This is a genomic window from Bradyrhizobium sp. SZCCHNR1053, assembly GCF_032381235.1.
Classification (GTDB): domain Bacteria; phylum Pseudomonadota; class Alphaproteobacteria; order Rhizobiales; family Xanthobacteraceae; genus Bradyrhizobium.
In genome coordinates, this window is record NZ_JAUHJM010000001.1 from 218,649 (window position 1) to 240,520 (window position 21,872).

General features: G+C 65.8%; 25 protein-coding genes. 10 read left to right on the forward strand and 15 right to left on the reverse strand.

All coding sequences use genetic code 11. The features are described 5' to 3' along the window. Window positions 1-629: 629 nt before the first annotated feature. From QX051_RS01075 to QX051_RS01095, 5 genes are all read right to left on the reverse strand, one after another. Window positions 630-1,322 (reverse strand): ABC transporter ATP-binding protein, encoded by a 693-nt coding sequence (locus tag QX051_RS01075; protein ID WP_315774692.1) that lies wholly within the window; start codon window positions 1,320-1,322, stop codon window positions 630-632. Beyond that, a complete protein-coding gene (locus QX051_RS01080; RefSeq protein WP_315737864.1) occupies window positions 1,319-2,554 on the reverse strand; it encodes an ABC transporter permease in 1,236 nt (411 codons plus the stop codon). The genes QX051_RS01075 and QX051_RS01080 overlap by 4 nt, the downstream gene beginning before the upstream one ends. Next, window positions 2,551-3,630, reverse strand: a complete 1,080-nt coding sequence (locus QX051_RS01085) for an efflux RND transporter periplasmic adaptor subunit (RefSeq protein ID WP_315772151.1) — start codon at window positions 3,628-3,630, stop codon at window positions 2,551-2,553. Before QX051_RS01085 ends, QX051_RS01080 begins: the two co-directional genes overlap by 4 nt. Before the next feature lie 42 nt (window positions 3,631-3,672). Continuing rightward, the gene (locus QX051_RS01090; protein WP_315774693.1) at window positions 3,673-4,077 is read right to left on the reverse strand and encodes a translational machinery protein; all 405 of its coding nucleotides are present in this window, start codon (window positions 4,075-4,077) and stop codon (window positions 3,673-3,675) included. Between the two features lie 173 nt (window positions 4,078-4,250). After that, the gene (locus QX051_RS01095) at window positions 4,251-5,393 is read right to left on the reverse strand and encodes an OpgC domain-containing protein (protein ID WP_315774694.1); all 1,143 of its coding nucleotides are present in this window, start codon (window positions 5,391-5,393) and stop codon (window positions 4,251-4,253) included. Window positions 5,394-5,615: 222 nt separating this feature from the next. Here QX051_RS01095 and QX051_RS01100 point away from each other — a divergent pair, with 222 nt between their 5' ends. Then, window positions 5,616-5,921, forward strand: a complete 306-nt coding sequence (locus tag QX051_RS01100; RefSeq protein WP_315737868.1) for an ETC complex I subunit — start codon at window positions 5,616-5,618, stop codon at window positions 5,919-5,921. Between the two features lie 16 nt (window positions 5,922-5,937). Here QX051_RS01100 and QX051_RS01105 read toward each other — a convergent pair whose 3' ends face one another. Both QX051_RS01105 and QX051_RS01110 read right to left on the reverse strand, forming a co-directional pair. Then, window positions 5,938-6,423 (reverse strand): Lrp/AsnC family transcriptional regulator, encoded by a 486-nt coding sequence (locus QX051_RS01105; RefSeq protein ID WP_315774696.1) that lies wholly within the window; start codon window positions 6,421-6,423, stop codon window positions 5,938-5,940. Window positions 6,424-6,436: 13 nt separating this feature from the next. Continuing rightward, window positions 6,437-7,081: a TetR/AcrR family transcriptional regulator gene (locus QX051_RS01110; RefSeq protein WP_315774698.1), complete on the reverse strand. Its 645-nt coding sequence runs from the start codon at window positions 7,079-7,081 to the stop codon at window positions 6,437-6,439. 328 nt (window positions 7,082-7,409) lie between these two features. Between QX051_RS01110 and QX051_RS01115 the strand changes: the two genes are divergently transcribed. Genes QX051_RS01115 through QX051_RS01125 form a run of 3 tightly spaced genes read left to right on the forward strand, consistent with a single transcriptional unit; the run spans window position 7,410 to window position 11,961 of the window. Then, entirely contained in the window at window positions 7,410-9,017 is a 1,608-nt protein-coding gene (locus QX051_RS01115) for a carboxyl transferase domain-containing protein (protein WP_315774700.1), read from the forward strand. A 2-nt stretch (window positions 9,018-9,019) separates the two neighbouring features. Continuing rightward, window positions 9,020-11,026: an acetyl/propionyl/methylcrotonyl-CoA carboxylase subunit alpha gene (locus QX051_RS01120; protein ID WP_315774701.1), complete on the forward strand. Its 2,007-nt coding sequence runs from the start codon at window positions 9,020-9,022 to the stop codon at window positions 11,024-11,026. A gap of 23 nt (window positions 11,027-11,049) precedes the next feature. Beyond that, window positions 11,050-11,961 carry a hydroxymethylglutaryl-CoA lyase gene (locus QX051_RS01125; RefSeq protein WP_315774702.1) on the forward strand — a complete coding sequence of 304 codons (912 nt, stop codon included), beginning with the start codon at window positions 11,050-11,052 and terminating at the stop codon, window positions 11,959-11,961. A 94-nt stretch (window positions 11,962-12,055) separates the two neighbouring features. Here QX051_RS01125 and QX051_RS01130 read toward each other — a convergent pair whose 3' ends face one another. The 3 genes from QX051_RS01130 to dctP are packed head-to-tail and all read right to left on the reverse strand — an operon-like array spanning window position 12,056 to window position 14,982. Beyond that, a complete protein-coding gene (locus QX051_RS01130) occupies window positions 12,056-13,414 on the reverse strand; it encodes a TRAP transporter large permease (protein WP_315755523.1) in 1,359 nt (452 codons plus the stop codon). Then, window positions 13,411-13,956 carry a TRAP transporter small permease gene (locus tag QX051_RS01135; protein WP_315737875.1) on the reverse strand — a complete coding sequence of 182 codons (546 nt, stop codon included), beginning with the start codon at window positions 13,954-13,956 and terminating at the stop codon, window positions 13,411-13,413. Before QX051_RS01135 ends, QX051_RS01130 begins: the two co-directional genes overlap by 4 nt. A gap of 3 nt (window positions 13,957-13,959) precedes the next feature. After that, window positions 13,960-14,982: a TRAP transporter substrate-binding protein DctP gene (gene dctP, locus QX051_RS01140; RefSeq protein WP_315774703.1), complete on the reverse strand. Its 1,023-nt coding sequence runs from the start codon at window positions 14,980-14,982 to the stop codon at window positions 13,960-13,962. A 364-nt stretch (window positions 14,983-15,346) separates the two neighbouring features. On the opposite strand from dctP, the gene QX051_RS01145 reads away from it, so the two are divergent. Continuing rightward, the gene (locus QX051_RS01145) at window positions 15,347-15,586 is read left to right on the forward strand and encodes a pentapeptide MXKDX repeat protein (RefSeq protein ID WP_315737877.1); all 240 of its coding nucleotides are present in this window, start codon (window positions 15,347-15,349) and stop codon (window positions 15,584-15,586) included. Window positions 15,587-15,705: 119 nt separating this feature from the next. Here QX051_RS01145 and QX051_RS01150 read toward each other — a convergent pair whose 3' ends face one another. Continuing rightward, entirely contained in the window at window positions 15,706-16,059 is a 354-nt protein-coding gene (locus QX051_RS01150; RefSeq protein WP_315737878.1) for a DUF6481 family protein, read from the reverse strand. 307 nt (window positions 16,060-16,366) lie between these two features. Here QX051_RS01150 and QX051_RS01155 point away from each other — a divergent pair, with 307 nt between their 5' ends. The 5 genes from QX051_RS01155 to QX051_RS01175 all read left to right on the forward strand — a co-directional run bounded on the left by QX051_RS01155 (window position 16,367) and on the right by QX051_RS01175 (window position 18,713). Then, window positions 16,367-16,612, forward strand: coding sequence for a hypothetical protein (locus tag QX051_RS01155; RefSeq protein ID WP_315712050.1), 246 nt, complete (start codon window positions 16,367-16,369; stop codon window positions 16,610-16,612). 46 nt (window positions 16,613-16,658) lie between these two features. After that, window positions 16,659-16,796, forward strand: coding sequence for a hypothetical protein (locus tag QX051_RS01160; RefSeq protein WP_315755519.1), 138 nt, complete (start codon window positions 16,659-16,661; stop codon window positions 16,794-16,796). A 267-nt stretch (window positions 16,797-17,063) separates the two neighbouring features. Next, the gene (locus QX051_RS01165) at window positions 17,064-17,939 is read left to right on the forward strand and encodes a hypothetical protein (protein WP_315797371.1); all 876 of its coding nucleotides are present in this window, start codon (window positions 17,064-17,066) and stop codon (window positions 17,937-17,939) included. Between the two features lie 145 nt (window positions 17,940-18,084). Further along, complete coding sequence (locus tag QX051_RS01170; RefSeq protein WP_315712048.1) at window positions 18,085-18,471, forward strand: NUDIX hydrolase; 387 nt, start codon at window positions 18,085-18,087, stop codon at window positions 18,469-18,471. Between the two features lie 47 nt (window positions 18,472-18,518). Further along, the gene (locus QX051_RS01175) at window positions 18,519-18,713 is read left to right on the forward strand and encodes a hypothetical protein (RefSeq protein ID WP_315737880.1); all 195 of its coding nucleotides are present in this window, start codon (window positions 18,519-18,521) and stop codon (window positions 18,711-18,713) included. 12 nt (window positions 18,714-18,725) lie between these two features. Here QX051_RS01175 and QX051_RS01180 read toward each other — a convergent pair whose 3' ends face one another. The 4 genes from QX051_RS01180 to QX051_RS01195 all read right to left on the reverse strand — a co-directional run bounded on the left by QX051_RS01180 (window position 18,726) and on the right by QX051_RS01195 (window position 21,846). After that, complete coding sequence (locus QX051_RS01180; RefSeq protein ID WP_315737881.1) at window positions 18,726-19,154, reverse strand: group II truncated hemoglobin; 429 nt, start codon at window positions 19,152-19,154, stop codon at window positions 18,726-18,728. A 95-nt stretch (window positions 19,155-19,249) separates the two neighbouring features. Beyond that, on the reverse strand, window positions 19,250-19,663 hold the full coding sequence (locus QX051_RS01185) for a response regulator (RefSeq protein WP_315737882.1): 414 nt from the start codon (window positions 19,661-19,663) through the stop codon (window positions 19,250-19,252). A gap of 137 nt (window positions 19,664-19,800) precedes the next feature. Continuing rightward, a complete protein-coding gene (locus QX051_RS01190; protein WP_315737883.1) occupies window positions 19,801-20,211 on the reverse strand; it encodes a hypothetical protein in 411 nt (136 codons plus the stop codon). 159 nt (window positions 20,212-20,370) lie between these two features. Then, on the reverse strand, window positions 20,371-21,846 hold the full coding sequence (locus tag QX051_RS01195; protein WP_315774705.1) for a short-chain fatty acyl-CoA regulator family protein: 1,476 nt from the start codon (window positions 21,844-21,846) through the stop codon (window positions 20,371-20,373). Window positions 21,847-21,872 lie beyond the last annotated feature (26 nt).

Genomic DNA, 21,872 nt, shown 5'->3' on the forward strand with positions numbered 1-21,872 from the left:
AGGGGCAATCCCCGATTGAGGATGCCCCTCTGCGACTATAGAACCTTGTTGGCGGCATTCAAAATTTTGGCGGATCAGGATGACGAAGAAGAGGCCCCCAGCTGAGCGGCGTCACCTACAAGAGCGATCCATGAGAAAATCAGTTCATTGATGCGAGTAAATCGCAAGAAAATTGGCAGAATTCGTAATCTTAAGTACCCACAAAAACGACCTGCAGAAATCGGTCGATGGTTCTAACCATCAGGCAAACCAACAGAAATCTTGATGTGTTCGGATCTAGCTGCCCCGACCATCTCCGCAGCGGCGCGGCTTTCTCAGGCGGGGCCTGATAGCTGGCGCGATACTCACGATAGCGAGAAAGATTTCGGCCAGGCCGAGAAAGATTTCGGCCAGGCCGCCAGCGGTCAATCGGCCGAGCGACCGCGAGCGCGGCTGGGCCGATAAAAAAATTCGGATGCTCCCGCAGCGGCAAAACCCGGGAGCATCCGAAGTGTGCGGGTGAATCCGGGGAAGGAACATCCGCTGGTCGTCAGCATCCTCTGAATCGAAATCTCGCGTCTTTGCGCTAAATCAAATCAGGCGCAGGAGGCCGTTCGCGCGTCGGCCGTGCCGAGGTCGCGGCGGGCCGATCAGCGCGCCAGCTCGTCCTGCGCCAGGCGGCCGTCGATGATGTGCACGCGCCGGTGCATCTGAGCGGCGAGGTTGAGATCGTGCGTGACCGCGACGACGGTCTTGCCGCGCAGCGTGACCAGATCGCGCAGGATGCCGAACACCTGCGCGGTCGCGGCGGTGTCGAGGCTGCCGGTCGGCTCATCGGCGAGGATCACCGGCGGATCGTTGGCGAGCGCGCGCGCCACCGCAACGCGCTGACGCTGGCCGCCGGACAATTTGTCCGGCGTCTTGCGCAGATGATCGGCGAGGCCGAGCGACGCCAGCAGCTCCTCGGCGCGCTGGGTGACCGCGCGCGGCGACAGCCGGGCCAGCGCGCGCATCGGCAGCGCGACGTTCTCGGTGATCGAGAATTCCGGCAGCAGGAAATGAAACTGGAAGACGAAGCCGAGCCGCGACAGTCGCACCTCGGCGCGCTCATCCTCGTTCATGCCCGTCGTCGAGCGGCCGTCGATCAGCACGTCGCCCTGGCTCGGCAGGTCGAGCAGGCCAAGCAGGTAGAGCAGGGAGGATTTTCCCGAGCCCGACGGTCCGGTGATGGCGATGAGCTCGCGCGGACGGATCACGAGATCGATGTCGGCCACCAGCGTCACCGGCACCTCGCCGGGCAGCACCTTCGTCACTTGCCGCGCCTCGATCAGGGGCGGGCTCACGTCGCGCCCCGGATGATGTCGACCGGATGCAACCGCGCCGCGGCCCGGGCCGGAAAGTAGCCGGCGACGGCGCTGGAGATCAGCGCGACCGCGCCCGCGAGCAGATAGTGCTTCAGCGAATACAGCACGGGCAGATGATTGTAGTCGGAAAACGGCGTCTTGAACTCGAGCGAGGCGAGCCCGCGGGTAAGCAGGTAGCCGAGCGCCCAGCCGAGGGCGGCACCGGTGAGGCCGATGAACAGCGCCTCGACGATGAAGATGGCGCGGACCGTGCGGTCGCGGAAGCCGAGCGACTTGAGGATGGCGATGTCGCGGGTCTTCTCGTGGGTGATGGTCGAGATGATGTTGTAGGTGCCGAAGCTCGCGACCAGCAGGATGGCGCCGACGATGGTGTACATCAGCACGTTGCGCAGCGTGATCGCCGCCAGCAGATCCTCCTGCGCCTCCTGCCAGGAGACCGCCTTGTAGCCGGTCTGCTCGCCGATGCGCTCGCTGATCAGGCGCGCCTGCATCGGATCGTTGGTGCGGACGCGGATCTCGTTGATGATCCCGGTCTGGCGCTCCAGGATCTGCGCGGTGCGCAGCAGCACGTAGCCGGTGGTCTCGTCGGTGCCGCGGAAGCCGGAATGGAAGGTGCCGACGACGGTCGCGTTCATGCTGATGCCCTGGGCCGAGGCGAGCGTGATGTTGGAGTTCACCCGCGCGCCGATCTTGGCCGCGAGCCGGTCGCCGAGCAGGATCGCGTGCGAGGACCGGTACAGCGAATTGAGATTGCCCTGCCGCATGTGGCTCGGCAGCGTCGAGACTTGGCCCTCCGTGCGCGGATCGATGCCGATGATCGCGACCGTCAGGTTGCGGCCGGCGAAGCGCAGCACGGCCTTTGACTGCACCGACGCCGTCAGCGCGCCCGGCACCCAGCCCTGCAGCGAGGCAATGGTGGCCATCGGGTTCTTGATGCCGGGGCGGCGGACGTTCGGGGTCAACCGGTGGAATTCGGCCGCCGCATAGACCAGGTCGGCCGGCTGGCGGGTCGGCTGGCGCAGCTCGTCGGTGATCGAAATGTGCGGCAGCGCGTCGACCAGCGTGCGGATGAAGTCGTCCTGGGAGCCCTCCATCATCGCCGCCATCATCACCGAAAACGCCACGCCGGTCATGACGCCGGCGATCGCGACCAGCGTCTGCCGGGCGCGATGGCGCACATGGGTCCAGGCGATGGTCAGGACGAGGCTCATGGCGCGGACGTCTCGGGCTCGATCACGCGGATCCGCTCGCCGTCCTTGATGTCGGCGGTCGCGGGCGCCGCGACCAGCTCGCCTTCGCGGGCGCCGTCGAGGATCTCGACCGCCGCGGAGCCGCGGATGCCGATCCGCACCGCGCGCCGATGCACACGGCCGCCTTCGATCACCATGAGGCTGTTGTTGACGACGGCATTGGCCGGCGCGAGCAGCGTGTCGGCCGTCTCGCGGCTGACGATGTTGGCCTCGACGCTCATGCCGACGCGCAGCGGCGTGTTGTCGGGCAAGCCGATCCGCACGCGGAACGTCTTCGCCACGGGATCGCCCGCCGGCGTGATCTGCTTCACCGTCCCGGGCAGCGCCTGGTTGCCGAACGCATCGGCGCGCAGCAGCGCCTTCTGGCCGACCTGGACACGGGGGATGTCCTCTTCGTTGACGTCGGCGACGACCCAGAGCGGCTTCTCCAGGCCGACGCGGTAGAGGATGGTGCCGGGATCGACCATGTCGCCGACCTCGCCGTCCTCCTTGAGGACGACGCCGTCCATCGGCGCCACCAGCTTGAAGTAGTCGAGGCGCTGGGTCTGGGCCGCGATCTGGGCGCGGATGCGGGCGAGATCGCTTTCGGAGCGCTGGTACGCTTGCGAGGTGGCCGCGCCGCGCGCCAGTAGCTGCGTCTGCCGCTCGAATTCGAGGCGCTGGAATTCCTCCTGTGCGCGCAGATCGTTCAAGGTGGCCAGCGCCTCCTTGTCGTCGAGCCGCGCCAGCACGTCGCCGGCCTTGACCAGCTTGCCCTCGCAGCGGCAGCGCTCGACGATGCGGCCGCGAACCAGCGGCGTGCTCCGCGACCACGTCTCCGGCTCCACCGCGCCGGTTGCATAGACGATCTCGGCCGCCGTGCCGCGAGTGATGCGGGCGGTCGCGATGAGCGGTCCACGCATCCACCATACGGCAAACCCAGCCAGTGCGCCGAACAGCAGGATGATCGAGAGCAGGCCGCGCCACGGAAAACGACGCCGGCCGCGATCGATGGCCGGCGTGGCAGCAATGGCATTGGATTGGTCCGGCGTCAGCATGTCCATGATCGAACGGACCCTGCGACGGGAGAAAGGCTATACTTAGCCCGCAGTGCCAGTCGCCACGCGGGGCGGAGCCATCTTGAAGTGCTGTTTGGCATAGGCGACGATCTGGCGATCGGTCGGGTGATCGGCAGCTTCGACGCCGACGATGCGCTTTCCGACCGCAGGATGCTTCTCGTGCAGGTACTTGGCAAGCTCGGTCTTGGCGCTGGACGGGCCGATGATCAGGATCTCGCCGGCGTCATCGAGCGCGTGCGCGACCTCCTCGAGGAAATTCTTGTCGGGCGCCGCGTGGCCGCTGCCGATCTCGTTGGCCTTGTGGTGCAGATGCTTGGTCTGCAGGTGTGGATGCAGCGTCAGCTCGTCGGCACCGGTCAGTCCGATATGGAACACCTTGGCCTCGCTGTGATCGAGCCACACGACGGCATGGAAATGAGTCGGCATGTTCTGGTCCTTGTCAGCAAATCGCCGCGTGGCGGCCTTGTGCGTTCGCCAGGGAACGCGCGCCGCGGAAGGCGGCACCCTTTGTGATGCAAACCTTAGCGAGCCCGATCGTGGTCGGCTTGATGCAGGTCAACGGACGCGGGAACCACCCCCGCGCCCCTGATGTGCGGGGGTTACTTCGGCGCAGGCGGCTTCGGCAGCGGCTTGTCCTGCCTCTTCGACCAGGAGATGTAGTAGGCCACGGTGGTCATGATCGCGATGCCCGCCGCGCTGACGAGGATCTGCGCCAGCAGCGAACCTGAGCTCAGCATCAGGGTGAAGTGGCCGATGAAGGACAGGAACACGCCGACGCAGAACACCGCCAGCGACTGTTGGCCGCAGACGACGAGGGGATCGAGCGCCTTCCACTCCAGGCCCGGCCATTCCTTCGGCACGAAACGGATGACCAAAATGACGATCACCACGAAATGCAGGAAGCGGTACGGCGCGAGATTGGTCTTGTCGTTGGGATTGAAGGCCGAATAGAGCCAGTTCGGAAACATCGATCCGAGCTCAGGGAAGCGGCCGGCCATCGTCATGACCAGTGCGAGCACCATATAGGCGATGCAGAAATAGAGCGTAGCCGGCGCCGTGATGATGCCCATCGAGCGGCGGGCGCCGCCGAGCGCGCACCATGAGCCGAACACGAACAGCACCTGCCAGCAATACGGATTGAAGTACCAGGTGCCGGCCGGGTAGGCCGCAAAATTCCAGCCCATCTGCCGCGCCACGAGCCAGAGCACGATCGAGGCGATCATGGTCAGGTCGGGCTGGCGCAGCATCATCCACAGCACCGGCGGGAAGAAGCCCATCAGCACGATGTAGAGCGGCAGCACGTCGAGATTGACCGGCTTGAACTTCAGGATCAGCCCCTGGGCCAGCGTATCGCTGGCGTGGTCGACGAGGCCCGCGACGTTGAACTCGTCGATGATCTCGGAGACGCCGAAGCGCGTCGCCAGATAGCTGATGGCCACAATATAGATCACGAACAGCACGATGTGGGCGACGTAGAGCTGCCACACCCGCTTGAACAGCCGGGTGGCGCCGACGATGAAGCCGCGGTCGATCATCATGCGCGCATAGACGAACGAGGCGGTATAGCCGGAGATGAAGACGAACAGGTCGGCGGCGTCGCTGAAGCCGTAATTCCGCGTGGTGATCCAGTTCACCACATTGTCGGGGATGTGATCGAGAAAGATCGCCCAGTTGGCGATTCCGCGAAACAGGTCGAGCCGAAGGTCGCGCCCTCGCTCGGGCAGCGTGGCATTGATTTTCATGGCCGCTTCAACGCACTGTTTTGAATGGAAAACGTCGGGGGGCAGAGGCGCCGTGGCAGTCGACCGAGATTGTCACGGGACGGCAGAATGACTATACGGAGCACGATAAACGGTCATGTCCAGGATGGGAATCACCGTTCCGTGCTGAAGCTTGCCTGTAACCCATCCCGGCCGTTTCCGCCAAACGCATGACGACCGCAGCTTCCAGGGGCTCTACCAGCCATGACCGCACGCATTTTCAAGCCCGCCAAGAACGCGATGCAATCGGGCAAGGCCAAGACCCGGGACTGGCAGTTGGATTATGAGCCGGAGCAGCCGCGTTCGGTCGAGCCGCTGATGGGCTGGACGTCGTCCTCGGACATGAAGCAGCAGGTCACCTTGCGCTTCGACACCAAGGACGAGGCGATCGCCTATTGCGAACGCAAGGGCATTCCCTATGAGGTGATCGAGCCGAAGGAGCCGGTGAAGCGGCAGATCGCCTATGCCGACAATTTCTCGTTCCGCCGCGGCGAGCCCTGGACGCATTGAGGGGCCGACACGGCCATCATCCGTTCAGCAGCCCGCCGGGGATGGGCAGCGGCGCGTCCTTGGACAGGCCAAGCACCGGGAAGCTCCTGATGGCCCGGACGCCGGGCAGGGCAGCGAACTGGCGGAGCTGGCGGCTCATGCCTTCGACTCCGGTCGACACGCATTTCAGCAGAAAATCCGCATCTCCCGACAGCCGCCAGCATTGCTGGACCCAGGGCAACGGCACGATCGCGGCCTCGAACGCCTCCAGCGCCGTCTGGTGCTGGCTGTCGAGCTGAATCGACACGAACGCTACGACCTCATAGCCCAGCGACCGCTCGTCGATGCTGGCGCGGATGGACTTGATCACGCCGCTGTTGCGCAGCGTCCGCACGCGGCGCAGGCAGTTCGGATGCGAGATCCCCACCCGGCCGGCGAGCTCGTTGATGCGGATCCGGCCGTCGGCCTGGAGCTCCGCCAGGATCCTGTGATCGATCGCGTCGAGCTCCGGGCTGCCAGCCATCGGCGCGGCCCGTTCAGCCGATCGGGTGATCAGGCCGGCCGCCGCCGGCCTGCGCAGGCCCGGCGGTGCGCGGCATGACGCCGGAGAGGACGAGCTTCTCATGGGCCGCGATGATCGTCTCCTTGCTGAGCCGGCCGCCCGGACGGTACCAGCTGCACAGCCCGGTCAAGAGCGCGATGATGGCAAAGGTCGCGACCTGGATGTCGTCGACGTCGAACACGCCTTGCGCCACACCGTCGCTGAGGATGTCGGCCAGCCGGCGCTCATAGGCGCCGCGCAGCGCTACCACCGCCTCATAGTTGCGGGGCTCGAGACTGCGCAGCTCCGAGTTGGCGATGAAGACCTCGCGCTTTCGGGTCATGTGATAGCCGACGTGGAAGGCGACGAACGCCCTGAGACGTTCGACCGGACCCTGGGTGTCGCGCAGCGCCTGTTCGAGCTCGCGCAGGAGGTCGTTGATGTGGTCCTGGATCAGCTCCGCCAGCAGCTCCTGTTTGGTGCTGATGTGATTGTAGAGCGAGCCTGGCTGGATGCCGACCTCGGCGGCGAGCTGGCGCAGGCTCATGGCCTCATAGCCATGCTGGAAGATCAGCCGCAGGCCGGCCTTGCGGATCGCCTCCATCGTCGTCGGACCATGTGACCCGATCGTGCGCGCCATCTCGTCCTCGCTGGACCGTCCCGGTGCCGATCGCGGCGGATCCGCCACGGTAGGGGGTCCCGTAGTGAAGTCTGAAAATTCCGTGGTCTCAAGCAAATGCTGCCCGCCCCGGACCCTACAACAATCCGCTTGAGAATAGAATTTAAAAACGTATGATCGTTTAATTCGAGAAGGACGGATGGCCGCAAACCGGGCCGCCGGCGGGCAGGGAGGACAGCATGCGGGCAAAGATGGTACACCCGGGCTCGCAGCGGCCTGGACGGCCGCGACCGCTCTGACGCGTGCTCCCACGGCTTCCCCCTCCAGCCTCGCAACGAAGACGCCGGTCATGATGCTTCATTCCACGATCGATCCATCGTCCTCCGATTTCGCCCGTAATGCCGACGCCATGCGCGCGCTGGTCACCGACCTCAGGATGAAGCTGGCGCAGGTCGCCGAGGGCGGCGGCGAAGCCTCACGCAACCGGCACCTGTCGCGCGGCAAGATGCTGGCGCGCCAGCGCGTCGACCTGCTGCTCGACCCCGGAACGGCGTTCCTCGAACTGTCGCCATTGGCCGCACATGGGCTCTATGGCGGCGACGTCCACTCGGCCAGCATCGTCACCGGCATCGGCCGCATTGCCGGCCGCGAATGCGTCGTCGTCGCCAACGACGCCACCATCAAGGGCGGCACCTACTACCCGATGACGGTGAAGAAGCATCTGCGTGCCCAGGACATCGCCCGGCAGAACAATCTGCCCTGCGTCTACATGGTCGACTCGGGTGGCGCGTTCCTGCCGCTGCAGGATGAGATCTTCCCCGACGAGCGGCATTTCGGCCGCATCTTCTACAACCAGGCGCAGATGTCGGCGGCCGGCATTCCGCAGATCGCGATCGTGATGGGCTCGTGCACGGCGGGCGGCGCCTATGTGCCGGCGATGTCGGACGAGAGCATCATCGTGCGCAACCAGGGCACAATTTTTCTGGGCGGCCCGCCGCTGGTGAAGGCGGCAACCGGCGAGGTGGTCAGCGCCGAGGAGCTGGGCGGCGCCGACGTGCATTCGCGGCAGTCGGGCGTCACCGACCACTATGCGCAGAACGACGCGCACGCGATCGGCATCGCGCGGCGCATCGTCGGCACGCTGAAGCCGCCGGGCGCACGCAGCGCGCTGAACATGCGCGAGGTGCGCGAGCCGCGCTATGCGGCGGAAGAGATCTACGGCGTCGTGCCGGTCGACGGCCGCAAGCCGTTCGACGTGCGCGACATCATCGCGCGGGTGGTCGACGGCTCGGAGTTCGACGAGTTCAAGAAGCTCTACGGCCAGACGCTGGTGTGCGGCTTCGCGCATATCTGGGGCCATCCGGTCGGCATCATCGCCAACAACGGCATCCTGTTCAGCGAGAGCTCGCTGAAGGGGGCGCACTTCATCGAGCTGTGCTGCCAGCGCAACATCCCGCTGGTGTTCCTGCAGAACATCACCGGCTTCATGGTCGGCAAGAAATACGAGGCCGGGGGCATCGCACGCGACGGCGCCAAGCTGGTCACGGCGGTCGCGACCGCCGCGGTGCCGAAGTTTACCGTCGTGATCGGCGGCTCCTATGGCGCCGGAAACTACGGCATGTGCGGCCGCGCCTATGCGCCGCGCTTCCTCTGGATGTGGCCGAATGCGCGCATCTCGGTAATGGGCGGCGAGCAGGCGGCGATGGTGCTGAGCCAGGTCCGCCGCGATGGCATCGAGGCCAAGGGCGAGAGCTGGCCCACGGAGGAGGAAGAGAAATTCCGTAGCCCCATCCGTGCGCAATACGAGGCGCAGGGCAATCCTTACTACGCGACGGCGCGGCTGTGGGACGACGGCGTGATCGATCCCGCCGATACCCGCCTCGTGCTTGGCCTCGGATTGTCTGCCGCCGCCAATGCCCCGGTCGAGCCGACCAGGTTCGGCCTGTTCAGGATGTGATCATGGTTCGTCCCGGATTGTATCGCCGTTTCCGCAAGCTCCTGATCGCCAACCGCGGCGAGATCGCCGTGCGCGTCATCCGCACGGCGCGCGCGATGGGGTTGAAGACCGTCGCTGTCTATTCGGAGGCCGACCGCAACGCGCTGCATGTCGCGCTCGCCGACGAAGCCGTGCTGCTCGGCCCCGCGCGTGCCCGCGATTCCTATCTCAACATCGAGCGGCTGATCGAGGCCGCCAGGCAGACCGGTGCCGAGGCCGTTCATCCCGGTTACGGCTTTCTGTCCGAAAGCGCCGAGTTCGCGCAGGCCTGTCTCGACGCGGGCCTGGTGTTCGTCGGGCCGACGGCCGCGATGATCACCGCGATGGGCTCCAAGTCCGGCTCCAAATTCCTGATGGAGCAGGCCGGCGTGCCGCTGGTGCCCGGCTATCACGGCGAGGCGCAGGACGAGGCGACGCTCGCCAATGAAGCCGCGCGGATCGGCTTTCCCGTGCTGATCAAGGCCTCCGCCGGTGGCGGCGGCCGCGGCATGCGCGTGGTCAATGCAGCCGACGATCTCGCTGATGCCGTCACCAGCGCCAAGCGCGAGGCCAAGGCGGCGTTTGGCGACGACCGTGTGCTGATCGAGAAATTCGTCCAGAACCCGCGCCACATCGAGGTGCAGATCATCGGCGACAGCCACGGCAATCTGGTGTCGCTGTTCGAGCGCGAATGCACCTTGCAGCGTCGGCATCAGAAGGTGATCGAGGAGGCGCCGTCGCCGACGCTGACGCCGGAGCAGCGGGAGACGGTCTGCGCGGCGGCGAGGCGCGCGGCGGGCGCGGTGAACTATGTCGGCGCCGGCACCATCGAGTTCGTCTCCGACGGCCGCGACGTGTTCTTCATCGAGATGAATACACGCCTGCAGGTCGAGCATCCCGTCACCGAGTTGATCACCGGCGTCGATCTCGTCGAATGGCAGTTGCGCGTCGCCTTCGGCGAAGAGCTGCCGCTGACGCAGGACCAGATCCGGTTGCATGGTCATGCCATTGAGGCCCGCGTCTACGCGGAAAATCCCGCCAAGAACTTCATGCCCTCAGTCGGCACGATCAAGACCTGGCGGCTTCCTGCTGAAACCGGCGGCCTGCGCATCGATGCCGGCTATCGCGAGGGCGATGCGGTCTCGCCCTATTACGACGCGATGCTCGCCAAGATGATTGCCTGGGCGCCGACCCGCGAGGTCGCGATCGAGCGGCTCAACCGCGGCCTGGAGGACACCGACGTCCGCGGCATCGTCAGCAACATCCCGTTCCTGTCGGCGCTGCTGACGCATCCCGACGTCGTGGCGAACGCGATCGACACCGGTTTCATCGAGCGCCATCTAACGCATCTGACCCAGTCAGGGTCGGTCGCCGGCGACGTCGAGCTCTGTGCCGCCGTCGCGGCCATTCTCATCGACGAGCAGACCGTGGTCGTGAAGGAGCAGGGATCGCCGTGGCGCGCATCCGGTTGGATGCCGGTGGGACTGCGGCAGCGCATGTTCTCGTTCCGCCAGGGCGCCGGAGCGGAGTCGCGGACGGTGACGCTGGCCTATGGTCCGGGCGTGCAGCGCCTGTCGATCGAGGGCCGTGAGACCTCGTTCTCGGCACTTCCGACCGACGACGGCGGCTTCGACCTTGTGCGCGACGGCGTCAAATCCCATGTGGTGGCCGTCATCGAGGGCCACGAGCTGTACCTGCGAACCCGCAACGGCCGTTTCGATCTGCATTGGATCGATCCGTTCGGCGGCGACGACGAGGAGCAGGCCGGCGAGGACAAGATCGTGGCGCCGTTGCCGGGGACCGTGGTGGCGCTGCTCGCGCAGGAAGGTGCGGTCCTGGAGAAGGGCGCGGCGATCCTGACGCTCGAAGTCATGAAGATGGAGCAGACCCTGCGGGCGCCGTTCGCAGGCCGGCTCAAGGCGATCAAGTGCAAGGTCGGCGACATCGTGCAGGAAGGCGTCGAACTGGCGGACCTCGAACCGTCCGCCTGATCCTCGAACCCGAAGAGGTCGGCATGAGCGAAAGCGTGCGCATCATCGAAATGGGCCCGCGGGACGGCCTGCAGAACGAGAAGATGCCGATCAGCGTGGCCGATCGCATCGCCTTTGTCCGTGCGCTGGTGGACGCAGGGCTGACCACGGTCGAGGTCGGCGCCTTCGTCTCGCCCAAGGCAATCCCGCAGATGGTGGGATCGGACGAGGTGATGCGCAGCGTCGCCGCGTTGCCCGGCGAATTCCACGTGCTGGTGCCGAACGTGAAGGGCTATGAGGCGGCGCGCGCCGCGGGCGCCAAGGTGATCTCGGTCTTCACCGCGGCCTCCGAGAGCTTCTCCCGCGCCAACATCAATTGCTCGATCGAAGAGTCGCTGGAGCGCTTCAAGCCGGTGATCGCCCACGCCAAGGCCGACGGCATCCGGGTGCGCGGCTACGTCTCCTGCGCGCTGGGTTGCCCCTATGAAGGCGAGATCAGGCCGCAGGCCGTCGCCGATGTCGCCAAGGCGCTGTGGGACCTCGGCTGCTACGAGATATCGCTGGGCGATACGATCGGCGTCGGCACGCCGCTCAAGGCCAGGCAGATGCTGCGCGCTGTCTGCGACGACGTGCCGGTGACGCATCTGGCGATGCATTTCCACGACACCTACGGCCAGGCGCTGGCCAATCTCTATGCGGGCATGGAGGAGGGCGTCCGCGTCATCGATGCCGCGGCCGGCGGCCTCGGCGGCTGCCCATTCGCGCCGGGCGCGACCGGCAACGTCGCGACCGAGGACGTCGTCTACATGCTCGAAGGCATGGGCATCCGCACCGGCGTCGACATGACGAAACTGCTGGCCGCCACCAACGAAATCAGCCGGCTGCTCGGCCGGCCACCGGTCAGCCGTGTTGCAGCGGCACTGAATGCGAAGAACAGGCGAGCAGCGAATGGCTGAAGGGACGAACAGCGAGTAGGGAATAGCGAATCGGGGAAAGGCAGAATCGCCGTATTCCCTATTCGCCACTCCCTATTCGCCATTCGCCGCCGTGTCAGCGGCTCAGATCCGGCCCCATCACGAGATCCGGCAGCGCCGTCGAGATCTGCGGCACGAAGCAGAGCAGCAGCACGGCGGCCATCATCAGCAGCACGAACGGCAGCGTGCCCCAGATCACCTCCCGCAGCGGGATGTCCGGCGCGACGTTTCTGATGACGAAGATGTTGAGACCCACCGGCGGATGGATCAGGCCCATCTCCATGACGATCGTCATCACCACGCCGAACCAGATGATGTCGAAGTTCGCCGCGCGCAGCGGCGGCAGGATGATCGGCGCCGTCATCAGGATGATCGACACCGGCGGCAGGAAGAAGCCGAGCACGACCACCATCAGCAGGATCGCGGCGAGCAGCTCCCAGCGCGGCAGATGCATCGCGACGATGTATTCCGCCACCGACTGCGAGATGTGCAGGTAGCTCATCACGTAGGAGTACAAGAGCGACATGCCGATGATCAGCATCAGCATGGTCGACTCGCGCAGCGTCGCCTTCATGATCGGCGCGAGGTCGGTCGGGCTCCAGACTCGGTAGATGATCGCAATCAGCACCAGCGCCAGGATGCCGCCGAGACCTGCCGTCTCCGACGGCGTGGCCAGCCCGCCATAGAGCGCAACCATGACGCCGGTCAGCAGCAGCACGAACGGGATCACGCGGGGCAGCACGGAGAAGCGCTGCGCCATCGTGTATTCGTCCTTGATCAGGATGTCCGACCAGGTGCCCGACTTCTCATAGACCGTTTTTGCGCGCGCGTATTCCTGGCGGAAGCGCACCACGGCATAGACGCCGAACAGCGTGACCAGCAGCAATCCGGGGCCGATGCCGGCCAGGAACAGCCGTCCCAGCGATTTCTCCGCGGCGATCGCGAACAGGATCATCGTGATCGACGGCGGCAGCAGGATGCCGAGCGTGCCGCCGGCGGCGATGATGCCGGCTGCGAAGCCGCCGGAATAGCCGCGCTTGCGCATCTCGGGAATGCCGGCCGAGCCGATCGCCGAGCAGGTCGCGGGCGACGATCCCGCCATCGCCGCGAACAGCGCGCAGGCGAACACGTTGGCGACGCCCAATCCGCCGGGCACGCGATGCAGCCAGGCATGCAGCGCGGAGTAGAGATCCTGTCCGGCGCGGGAACGGCCGATCGCGGCACCCTTGAGGATGAACAGCGGGATCGACAGCAGCGTGATCGACGCCATCTCCTCGTAGACGTTCTGCGTGACGGTATCGAGCGACGCGGCCGGCATGTAGATGGCCATGAATACGACGGCGACGGCGCCGAGCGCGAACGCGATCGGCATGCCCGCGAACATCGCAAACAGGGTCGAGAGTCCGTAGGCAACCCCAATTCCGAACACGCTCATCGACGCGCTCCGGTCAGCGGGGCCACGATCTGCAGCAGCATCTGCAGGCACAGCAGGGTCATCCCGGCGGCCATCAGGCCGTAAGGAATCGCCAGCGGCGGCGACCACATCGAATTCGAGACCTGGCCATCGACCCAGGCCTCGTGTGTCAGGGTCCAGGATTTCCAGGTGAAGAAGGCACAAAACAAGAAGCTCGCGACGTCGACCAGCCAGAGCCTGATCTTGTTGGCGAGCGGAGACATCAACCCAACGAAGGCTTCGATGCTGACGTGGCCGCGATGCTCCTGCACATAGGCCGCAGTCATGAAGGTGGCGCCGACGAGCAAGAATACGGCGGCTTCGTCCTGCCAGTAGTTGGCGGCCTTGAACAGTGCACGGCCCGCCACGCTGTAGCTCAGGATGACGCAGGCCGCGACCAGTGCAAACGCAGCCAGAACGACGATGATGCGATTGAGTAGCGAGACAACACGCTGGAGCGGCGCCAGCGGTCCGCTGGCGCCGATGGCTGTCGTGGCCTCGGTATCGATAACGGGCGCGTGCATCAATCAGGCCGCGACGTCGGAGGCGAGCTTGAGGAGCTTGGCGCAGTTCGCAGACTTGCCGCCATAGTCCTTCCAGGCCGTGTCACGGGCAATGTCGCGCCATTTGTTGACGGTCCCGACATCGAGTTCCACAACCTTGGCGCCCGCCTTTTCGTAGACTTTTGCAACTTCGATGTCGTCGTCCTGCGCGCCCTTGCGCCCGAACGCCTCCATCTCCGCGCCAACCGCGAGGAGGATGTCCTGCTGGTTCTTCGGCAGCCTGTCGAACGAGGCCTTGGACATCATCAGCGGCTCGAGCATGAACCAGTACGACGCCTTGGCTCCGGAGGTGAGGGCCTTCGACACTTCTTCCAGGCGGAACGAGATCAGGCTGGTCGACGAGGTGATGCCGGCATCGCAGGCACCGGTCTGCATCGCGGTGTAGATTTCGTTCGATGGAACCGACAGCACCGAGGCGCCGGCGGTCTGCAGCACCATGTCCATCTCGCGCGAGCCGCCGCGCACCTTCATGCCCTTGGCATCGTCGGGTGTCACCAGCGGCCGCGATCGGCTGGCGACTCCGCCCGCCTGCCAGACCCAGGTCAGCAGGATGATGCCCTTGTCGGCCAGAAAATCGCTCAGCGTCTTGCCGACCGGCTCGTTCTTCCAGCGCATGCCCTGGTCGTAGGTCGTGACCAGACCCGGCATCAGCGCGATGTTGGTCTCGGGAACTTCGCCGCCAGCATAGGGCATCGGATAGAGGCTGATGTCGAGCGCGCCCTTCCGCATGGCGGAGAACTGCGCGACGGTCTTGATGAGCGAGGAGTTCGGATAGATCTCGGTCGCGATCTCGCCGCCGGAGCGCTTCGCAACCTCCTCCGAGAACACCCGGCAGAGCCGGTCGCGGAAATCGCCCTTGTCGATGGTGCCGCCGGGAAACTGGTGGGAGATCTTCAGCGTCGTTGCCGCGTGGGCCGTACCGGTTCCAAAACGCAGAATGGCCGGCGCAGCGAGCGCGGATGCGATGACATGACGGCGTGATAGCATGAGATTTCCCCTGGACAACTTCTGGTTGGGTTCCCGACCCCGGTTCGTTGGCGTGACCTATACCAGCCAATTTACCGGACTTACCTCTAGCCGAACTAGACAGTTCGTTCGAGGCCAAATGCATGGGAAGCGACATAATGCTGCGGCGCACGTGCCGGCCTGTGAATCCCTTGCGCTGGTTGTACTAACATGGTTTTGCCGGGCAAAATTGTGTCGTTGATTCCAGAAGAGGGCGCATTCGAGTCAAATTTGATCGAACAAAGATTCTCGTCCGCGCTCGTAACAATCGCCTTCATCGGAACGTCGATGTCCAAGAACGGCGCGTCCGTCGCCGTCGAACCCGTCATACGAAGGAGCGATCATCATGACCAATCGTAGCCGCCTCATCCTCGGAATCTCCGCTGCCGCACTCGCGTTCAACGTGGCCGTCGCGCCGGCGGCATTCGCGGAGGACAAGATGAGCAAGGACGATGGGATGAAAAAGGGCGCGATGTCCCACGACGGCATGAAGAAGGACTCGATGGCGAAGGACGCCGTGAAGAAGGACGATGCCATGTCCAAGGACGGGATGAAGAAGGACGACGGCATGATGAAGAAGAACTGACGCGTTTCGCACGTCATCGTGCGATGGGACGACCGTATCAGTCCCATCGCCGATGAATGAGGAATCGCAGCGATGCCGGCTGCGACGACACGCAGGTCTCGTGGTGGCAGCGTCGCTGCTTACTTCTTCTTTCCACGGGCCTTGCGCGCGGCATAGCGCGCATCGCGCTTCGCCTTCTGCTCGGCTTCCATCTCGGCCAGGCGGGCGGCTTGTTCTTCCGCCTCGCGCGCAAGCCGGGCACTCTCGGCGGCCTTGGCCTCTTCCTCGAGACGCTTCTGCTCGGCCTTGGCGGCCTCGCGCTCCAATCGCTGCTGCTCGCGGCGGGCGGCGGCGGCTTCGCGCTCCTGCCGTCGCTTCACGACTTCGGGATCGTCCGGTCCCGGCTGCGATTTGAACTTCTGCACGATGCTCTGGCGGGCCTGCTGTGCGGCCTTCTGCCGATCGGCAAATCCAGGTTCCTTGAATCCTCTCATGGAGACGTCGTCACTTCGCTAGTTGGGTGTTCGGTCAGGGGCTGCACGCGCCGCCAGGCAATTCTTCCACGATGTCGTGAACACGAGCGGAGGCCGACGCGAGCCCGTGTGTATAGGATCGCATGCGTCGATGACAAATGCTTTATCGCCGCTCCTCCACATCCGACCTGCCCGGCGCTTGCATGGCGTTCGCCGGAGGCTATGTAAGCAGCCCCGTGGCTGACGCAGGTCGGCGGGCTGTGAGTCGGTTCACGCCTCGCGGCACCAGCGCACCGCCCGGGTGCGACATCCAACGGAGTTGACCGGCATGACCTCTGTTCGCCGTGGGCGCATGGCGCTCGGCCTCGCGCTCGTCGCTCTCGTGGTCAGCGCATGCGTGATGACCGCGGTCCTCGCCCGCCCGAGGCCCGTTTCGGCCGGTGTGCTGGGTTCCGAATGGGAATGCGGGCAGCTGTTCTGGGTGACGAGCTGCACGCGGATCGAGTCGATCTCGCCGGCATCGCGCCAGCAGCAGCAACCGCACGGTGAGGCCGCTGGCCTGCGGGCCGCCTAGGGCACCGATGAGTACGCAGGGGCCGGATAACGGGCGACGCGGCGCCGTGGCGGGACTCGTGTTCGCGGCGGTCGTGGTGGCCTTCGGCTTGTGGTTGGCCCGCAGCCTGACCTCCGCAAGCCGGATGCAGGATTGTCTGATGTCGGGACGAACCAACTGCAACGTGATCGTGCCCGACCGGTGACCGCCGATCAGCTCGAACCGGACCGGCAAGACCGCGCAAGCGAGGTTGCACGATCGGAGCGGCGAATCAGCGTGCGTCTCGGTTAACCTGACGCGGCAGGCTGACTTGGCCGCAAAATAGTCGGGATTTTACCCGTTTGTCGCGCAAATTATGGTGTGTCCGGACCGTACACGCGGAAGCCGGCGAGCCGGAGTCATCAGTCCGCATCGCACCCCGCCCTGTGCGGCAACCAACGCAGACGGCGGGCGATCAAAGGGGTAGGGGAGAATGACGTTGTCCAACCAGAGCACACGGTGGCTGCCCGCGATCGCAATCCTGACCGCGGTCGCGATCCCCGCCCAAGCCGGGGCGCAAACCCAGGACCAGGCTGGTCCTGGCGCTGGGCATTCGCCCCAGGCCCGCTCGCCGGGTGTCATCCGCCAAGCGCCAGCCCAGGGTGGGCAACCGGGCGGCCAGCCCCATGTCCCGATTCCGCGGCAAGCCGGCCCCATGGCCGGCCAGCCGCAGGGAGCACAGCCGGCCGCACCGCCGCGGGCTGCCGTTGCCCCCCAGGGACGTCCGCCGGGAGCCAGCCATGGCTACGCCGCAGGCCCGGGTCCGGCGGCGATCGGGCCGGGACCGGATGCGCGTTATGCGCACGGCAGGGTCGCCGTGCGCGACTATGGTGGGCAGCCTTATCGCGGCCGGATCGGCTGGGAAGGTGGCCGCTGGCGGCACGAGGTTCACAACGGCCGTCCGGGCTGGTGGTGGGACGTCGGTGGCGTCTGGTACTATTATCCCGAGCCCATGGAAGGGCCGCCGACCTACGTGTCGGAGGACTATGCTGACGATGTGGTCTATGCACCGTCGGCGGCCTACGAGGCGCCCCCGCCGGTCGCCTACGAACCGGCGCCGCCGCCTCCGGCCGAAGTCGATCCGGGCGCCAGCGCGCTCGGGGGCGCGATCATCGGCGGGGTGCTCGGCGGCATCCTCACCGGCAAGGCGGGCGGTGCCGCTGCGGGCGCCGTGCTCGGTGGTGCCACCGGCGCTATCGCCGGCGCGACGGCTGCGGCGCGACCAGGCTATTATCTGTCGCAGGGCAATTGCTACTATCGCTATCCGTCGGGAGAGTATGTCGCGGTCGATCCGCGCTCCTGCTACTGAGCCACTGCCGACGGGGAGCGCTGCGGTCGAGCCTGCCCGGCGGACGCGCGGTCCTGGCCGAATCTCCGCAAAGCTCCGGAGCAGGAGTGGGAGCGAATCTTGATAGACTCCGCTTCATTGTTCGAGAGGTGAGAGCTTCGGGGCCATGACCAAGGCGTCCAAGCTGGTTGCCGCCAAGGGCGGAAGGGTTCTCCTGGTCCGGCGCCGGGCCGATGGACGCTGGATGTTTCCGGGCGGCCGCAAACGCGCGCAGGAAACGGCGAAGGATTGCCTGAAGCGCGAGATCAAGGAGGAGCTTCCGAAGCTCAAGCTCGGGCGCTTGCGGCTGTGGAAGGAAGTCACCGCCAAGAACAAGCGCTCGGGTCGCAAGATGAGCGACGCCATCTTCATCGCCAAGCATGCCAAAGGGCGCCTGGAGATCGGAGACAAGAAGGAGATCGACCGCGCGGTGTGGCAGAAGCCCTACGGACTCAGCCTGACGCCGACGTCGCGCTACATCCGCGACCAGCTGTTTCCACGAAAGTCGGACTGAACCATCGTATGCTGGGAACATCCCGGCCGCTTGGGCGTTATCTGCCCATGCCTTACGATAGCACAGACAGACAGCCTCGCGTCCTCACGCCGGAAGAGCGTCGGGCGCGTGACGCCACCCGCAGGGCTGATGCCGAGCAGGCCATGCGCGATCACGAGGCGGCCCAGCGGGCCTTTTACGCCAACCGCGAGCGGCTCAGGGCCGAGCGTCTGGCGCGGGAGGCCGCCACCAAGTCGGACTGATGGGAGTTCCAGTCAGCTCGCCTGGCGGCTCCGGAATGCGTTCGCCATCCGCAGGAATGCTTGATCAAGCAGTGCATACATGTCGCCGGTGATGTCGCAATCGAACATCGCGCGGCGCATGCATGTCATCCACTCGTCGCGCTCGGCATCGCCGATCGGATACGGACGGTGCGCCGACATGATGCAGCGATGCTCGGCCCGCTCGAAATAGAGCGCCGGCCCGCCGAGCCATCCGCTGAGAAATTCGAACAGCAACTGCTTGATCGGACCAAGATCGGCGTCGTGCATCGCCCGGATGCGGCTGGCGCCGGGCTCTTGGTCCATGATGGTGTAAAAGCGCTCCGCCAGACGGCGCACGCCAGCCTCGCCGCCCACGAGCTCATAGGGCGTCGCTTCGATCACAACTGCTTCTGCTTCGTTGGCTGAATTCGCTGCCGTCATCGCATCTCGTTTCCGCTCGTCCCTCTGCAGCCAACAAGCGGCAGAGGTATGGCGCCTTGATCTGGATCAAGCGGGAAAACGAGGGGGCGTTCGGGCTAGCGAATGCTCGCTTTGACGCGGCGCTGCCGGTCGGTATCGGCAGCGATCTGGCGCAGCGTCTGTCGGAGCAAGGCGAGGTCGACCGGCTTGGAGAACGGCGGATAGACGTTGAGGCCGAGGATCTTGCCGGCGCGGACCGTGACGTCCCGGGTCTGATCGTCGGAGCCGCTGATGATCAGCACCGGCGTGCGGGATTTGATGTCCGCCAACAGCTGCAACACCTCCGTGCCGGAGCGCTCGCCCAGATTCAGGTCGAGCGTGATGCATTCGAAGCTGCGCCGGCGCAGCACGTTCATCGCGCCGTCGACCGAGTTCACGCCGGTCGTCGCAAAGCCCGCCTGCACGGCGATCTTGCGCAGGATCGACAGATGAACGTCGGCATCTTCGATCACGAGAAGTTCGTTGAGCATGGTCCCCGCGCGGCTGTGTGTCGGCTTCTGATGGACCGGCGGAGCTTAAGAGGGGGTTTCTGATTTCCTCGTAAACAACCAGTCCCGTAGAACAACGGGAGGATCAGCTGCACGCTATCCACCACTGCCGGCGCGGCTCAGAACGGGCGCCGGCCCGGCATCGCGTTGGAGGAGCCCGGCAGATTGGTCGTCGGCGCCGAAGCGGGCGGTGGCGACCGGCCGCTCGATTGGCGCCAGTGCTGAACGTGCAGGAGGATCCCGGCCACCAGCAGCGGCGCGACGGCGGCAACCGCCAGCAGCGGCGACAGCGGCTTGGGGGTGATCATCTCCATCGTCATCTCGCAGACCATCCAGATAGCTGCGGACGCCAGCACGAAGTCGCGGGAGGGGATGCGAAGCCAGTACAGGAAGCCGGTGATGATCGCGGCCGGCGCAATGATCGGGCCGATCATGTAGAAGTTCAGCTCGGGCGGCGTCACGGCGTCGAGGACCATCGATGCCAGCAGCCACAGACTGAGGAACATCACAGCGCCGTCGACGTATCTCATGGCCAATCTCCGCCGCGACATTTTGGCGCAATCTTTGTCCGGTTTATGGCTGTTCCGTCAAGGGCCATGGCGTCCCAGCCGATTTGCAGCCCGTTTTGGCGGATTTTCGTCCGCCATCCCGGCCGCCGACCAGCTCCTTGTTCCATTGCCGGCCCATGCTCAATCCGCCGAGAAGCCGAACGGAACCGACGACGTCCGGAAATCGTCCGGCAGGATCTCGCGCCCGATCGGCGGCGCCGAGCGCGCCGCGCATTTCGGGCGGTGGCAGACCCGGCAGGCGACGCCGATCGGGGTCGGCGCGTTGGCATCAGGCCCGTGGCCGTCGCGGGTGTAGATCAGCTGGCCCGCATGCTCGGCCGCGCAGCCAACCGCAATCGCCCGCTCGACCCGGACGGCGCCGTAGGAGCCGCCGCCGGCGGTCACCGTGCGCGCGATCGAGAAGAAGCGGCGGCCGTCCGGCAGCTCCAGCCATTGCGTCACGATCTGGCGCGGCGTCTTGAAGATGCCGTGCACCGACCACAGCGGGCAGGCACCGCCGTGGCGGGCGAACGGGAAGCCGGCGCCGTCGAGCAGTTTTGAGACGTTGCCGGCGGGATCGACCCGGATCAGGAAGAACGGAATCCGCTCGGCGCCCGGCTTCTGCAGGGTCGTGACGCGATGCGCCGTCTGTTCGAAGCTGGTGCCGAACTGCCGCGCCAGCGCCTCGAGATCATAGGCCCTCGCATCGACGGCCTTCGCGAAGATCGAATAGGGCATGATGATCGCAGCCGCCGCGTAGGCCGCGAGCGCGCGCCGCGCCAAGAGCTCGGCGGTCTTGCTGGCGAACTTGCCGTCCTCCAGCGCTGCGCCGATCTCGGTATCGAGCTCGAGATAAGCGAGCTGCCGGGCGAGCTCGAATTTCAGGCTCGCGCTGTCCAGGGAGTCCTCGATCAGGAGTTGCCGCCGGTGCAGGTCGAGCCGCCGCAGCGAGCCGAGCATGACGTTCGGCGGCATGTAGCGGACCTGGAGATTGTGCCGCGCGCGAAAGCGCTCGATGAAGCCGGCCGGCCCCGCCGAGACCTGCGGGGACCCGGTCGGCGGCCCCTGGAAGATGGCCTGGGCGAGGCGCTCGGCGGCATCGTCGAGCTGGGCAAAGTTGTTGCGGCGGGCGGCCAGGAAGCGGCGGACGTCGGCAACAGGATCGTTGGCATCGAAACCGTCATTTCCCGGCCGCGGCGCTGTGCCGGCCAGCGCCGGCGCGCGCTGCTCGGCCAGCGCGAGCTGCTCCTCGCGATACGCCGTGTAGAGGCGCAGGAAGGCTTCGGTCATGCCGGGATAGCTGACCGCGAGGTCGGAAATCTCCAGCGCGGGGATGTCGATGTCGGAGAACATCGGGTCCTTCAGGACCGACTGCATCCGCGCGGTGTGATCGGCGCCGCCGTCGCCGGCCAGATCGGCCAGGTCGATCTTGTAGGTCCGCGCCAGCCGCAGCAGCATGTCGGCCGTCACCGGCCTCTGGTTCCGCTCCAAAAGCGCGACGTAAGGCGCTGAGATTTCGAGGTCGGCGGCCATATCGGCCTGGGTCAGGCCGAGCTCGCGCCTGAGGCGGCGCAGGCGCGGGCCCATGAAGATCGATCGTGCCGTGGCGGTGGTCATGGCCAAATCCCGGTCTTGTAATCTCC

Bases quoted from the DNA above. Each gene is read 5' to 3' on its own strand.
- QX051_RS01155 (WP_315712050.1), top strand. From the start codon at position 16,367: ATGACCTCTGTTCGCCGTGGGCGCATGGCGCTCGGCCTCGCGCTCGTC.
- QX051_RS01090 (WP_315774693.1), bottom strand. From the start codon at position 4,077: ATGCCGACTCATTTCCATGCCGTCGTGTGGCTCGATCACAGCGAGGCC.
- QX051_RS01130 (WP_315755523.1), bottom strand. From the start codon at position 13,414: ATGAGCGTGTTCGGAATTGGGGTTGCCTACGGACTCTCGACCCTGTTT.
- QX051_RS01100 (WP_315737868.1), top strand. From the start codon at position 5,616: ATGACCGCACGCATTTTCAAGCCCGCCAAGAACGCGATGCAATCGGGC.
- QX051_RS01085 (WP_315772151.1), bottom strand. From the start codon at position 3,630: ATGCTGACGCCGGACCAATCCAATGCCATTGCTGCCACGCCGGCCATC.
- QX051_RS01145 (WP_315737877.1), top strand. From the start codon at position 15,347: ATGACCAATCGTAGCCGCCTCATCCTCGGAATCTCCGCTGCCGCACTC.
- dctP (WP_315774703.1), bottom strand. From the start codon at position 14,982: ATGCTATCACGCCGTCATGTCATCGCATCCGCGCTCGCTGCGCCGGCC.
- QX051_RS01170 (WP_315712048.1), top strand. From the start codon at position 18,085: ATGACCAAGGCGTCCAAGCTGGTTGCCGCCAAGGGCGGAAGGGTTCTC.
- QX051_RS01190 (WP_315737883.1), bottom strand. From the start codon at position 20,211: ATGAGATACGTCGACGGCGCTGTGATGTTCCTCAGTCTGTGGCTGCTG.
- QX051_RS01080 (WP_315737864.1), bottom strand. From the start codon at position 2,554: ATGAGCCTCGTCCTGACCATCGCCTGGACCCATGTGCGCCATCGCGCC.
- QX051_RS01185 (WP_315737882.1), bottom strand. From the start codon at position 19,663: ATGCTCAACGAACTTCTCGTGATCGAAGATGCCGACGTTCATCTGTCG.
- QX051_RS01175 (WP_315737880.1), top strand. From the start codon at position 18,519: ATGCCTTACGATAGCACAGACAGACAGCCTCGCGTCCTCACGCCGGAA.
- QX051_RS01195 (WP_315774705.1), bottom strand. From the start codon at position 21,846: ATGACCACCGCCACGGCACGATCGATCTTCATGGGCCCGCGCCTGCGC.
- QX051_RS01125 (WP_315774702.1), top strand. From the start codon at position 11,050: ATGAGCGAAAGCGTGCGCATCATCGAAATGGGCCCGCGGGACGGCCTG.
- QX051_RS01150 (WP_315737878.1), bottom strand. From the start codon at position 16,059: ATGAGAGGATTCAAGGAACCTGGATTTGCCGATCGGCAGAAGGCCGCA.
- QX051_RS01105 (WP_315774696.1), bottom strand. From the start codon at position 6,423: ATGGCTGGCAGCCCGGAGCTCGACGCGATCGATCACAGGATCCTGGCG.
- QX051_RS01095 (WP_315774694.1), bottom strand. From the start codon at position 5,393: ATGAAAATCAATGCCACGCTGCCCGAGCGAGGGCGCGACCTTCGGCTC.
- QX051_RS01115 (WP_315774700.1), top strand. From the start codon at position 7,410: ATGATGCTTCATTCCACGATCGATCCATCGTCCTCCGATTTCGCCCGT.
- QX051_RS01120 (WP_315774701.1), top strand. From the start codon at position 9,020: ATGGTTCGTCCCGGATTGTATCGCCGTTTCCGCAAGCTCCTGATCGCC.
- QX051_RS01165 (WP_315797371.1), top strand. From the start codon at position 17,064: ATGACGTTGTCCAACCAGAGCACACGGTGGCTGCCCGCGATCGCAATC.
- QX051_RS01110 (WP_315774698.1), bottom strand. From the start codon at position 7,081: ATGGCGCGCACGATCGGGTCACATGGTCCGACGACGATGGAGGCGATC.
- QX051_RS01180 (WP_315737881.1), bottom strand. From the start codon at position 19,154: ATGACGGCAGCGAATTCAGCCAACGAAGCAGAAGCAGTTGTGATCGAA.
- QX051_RS01135 (WP_315737875.1), bottom strand. From the start codon at position 13,956: ATGCACGCGCCCGTTATCGATACCGAGGCCACGACAGCCATCGGCGCC.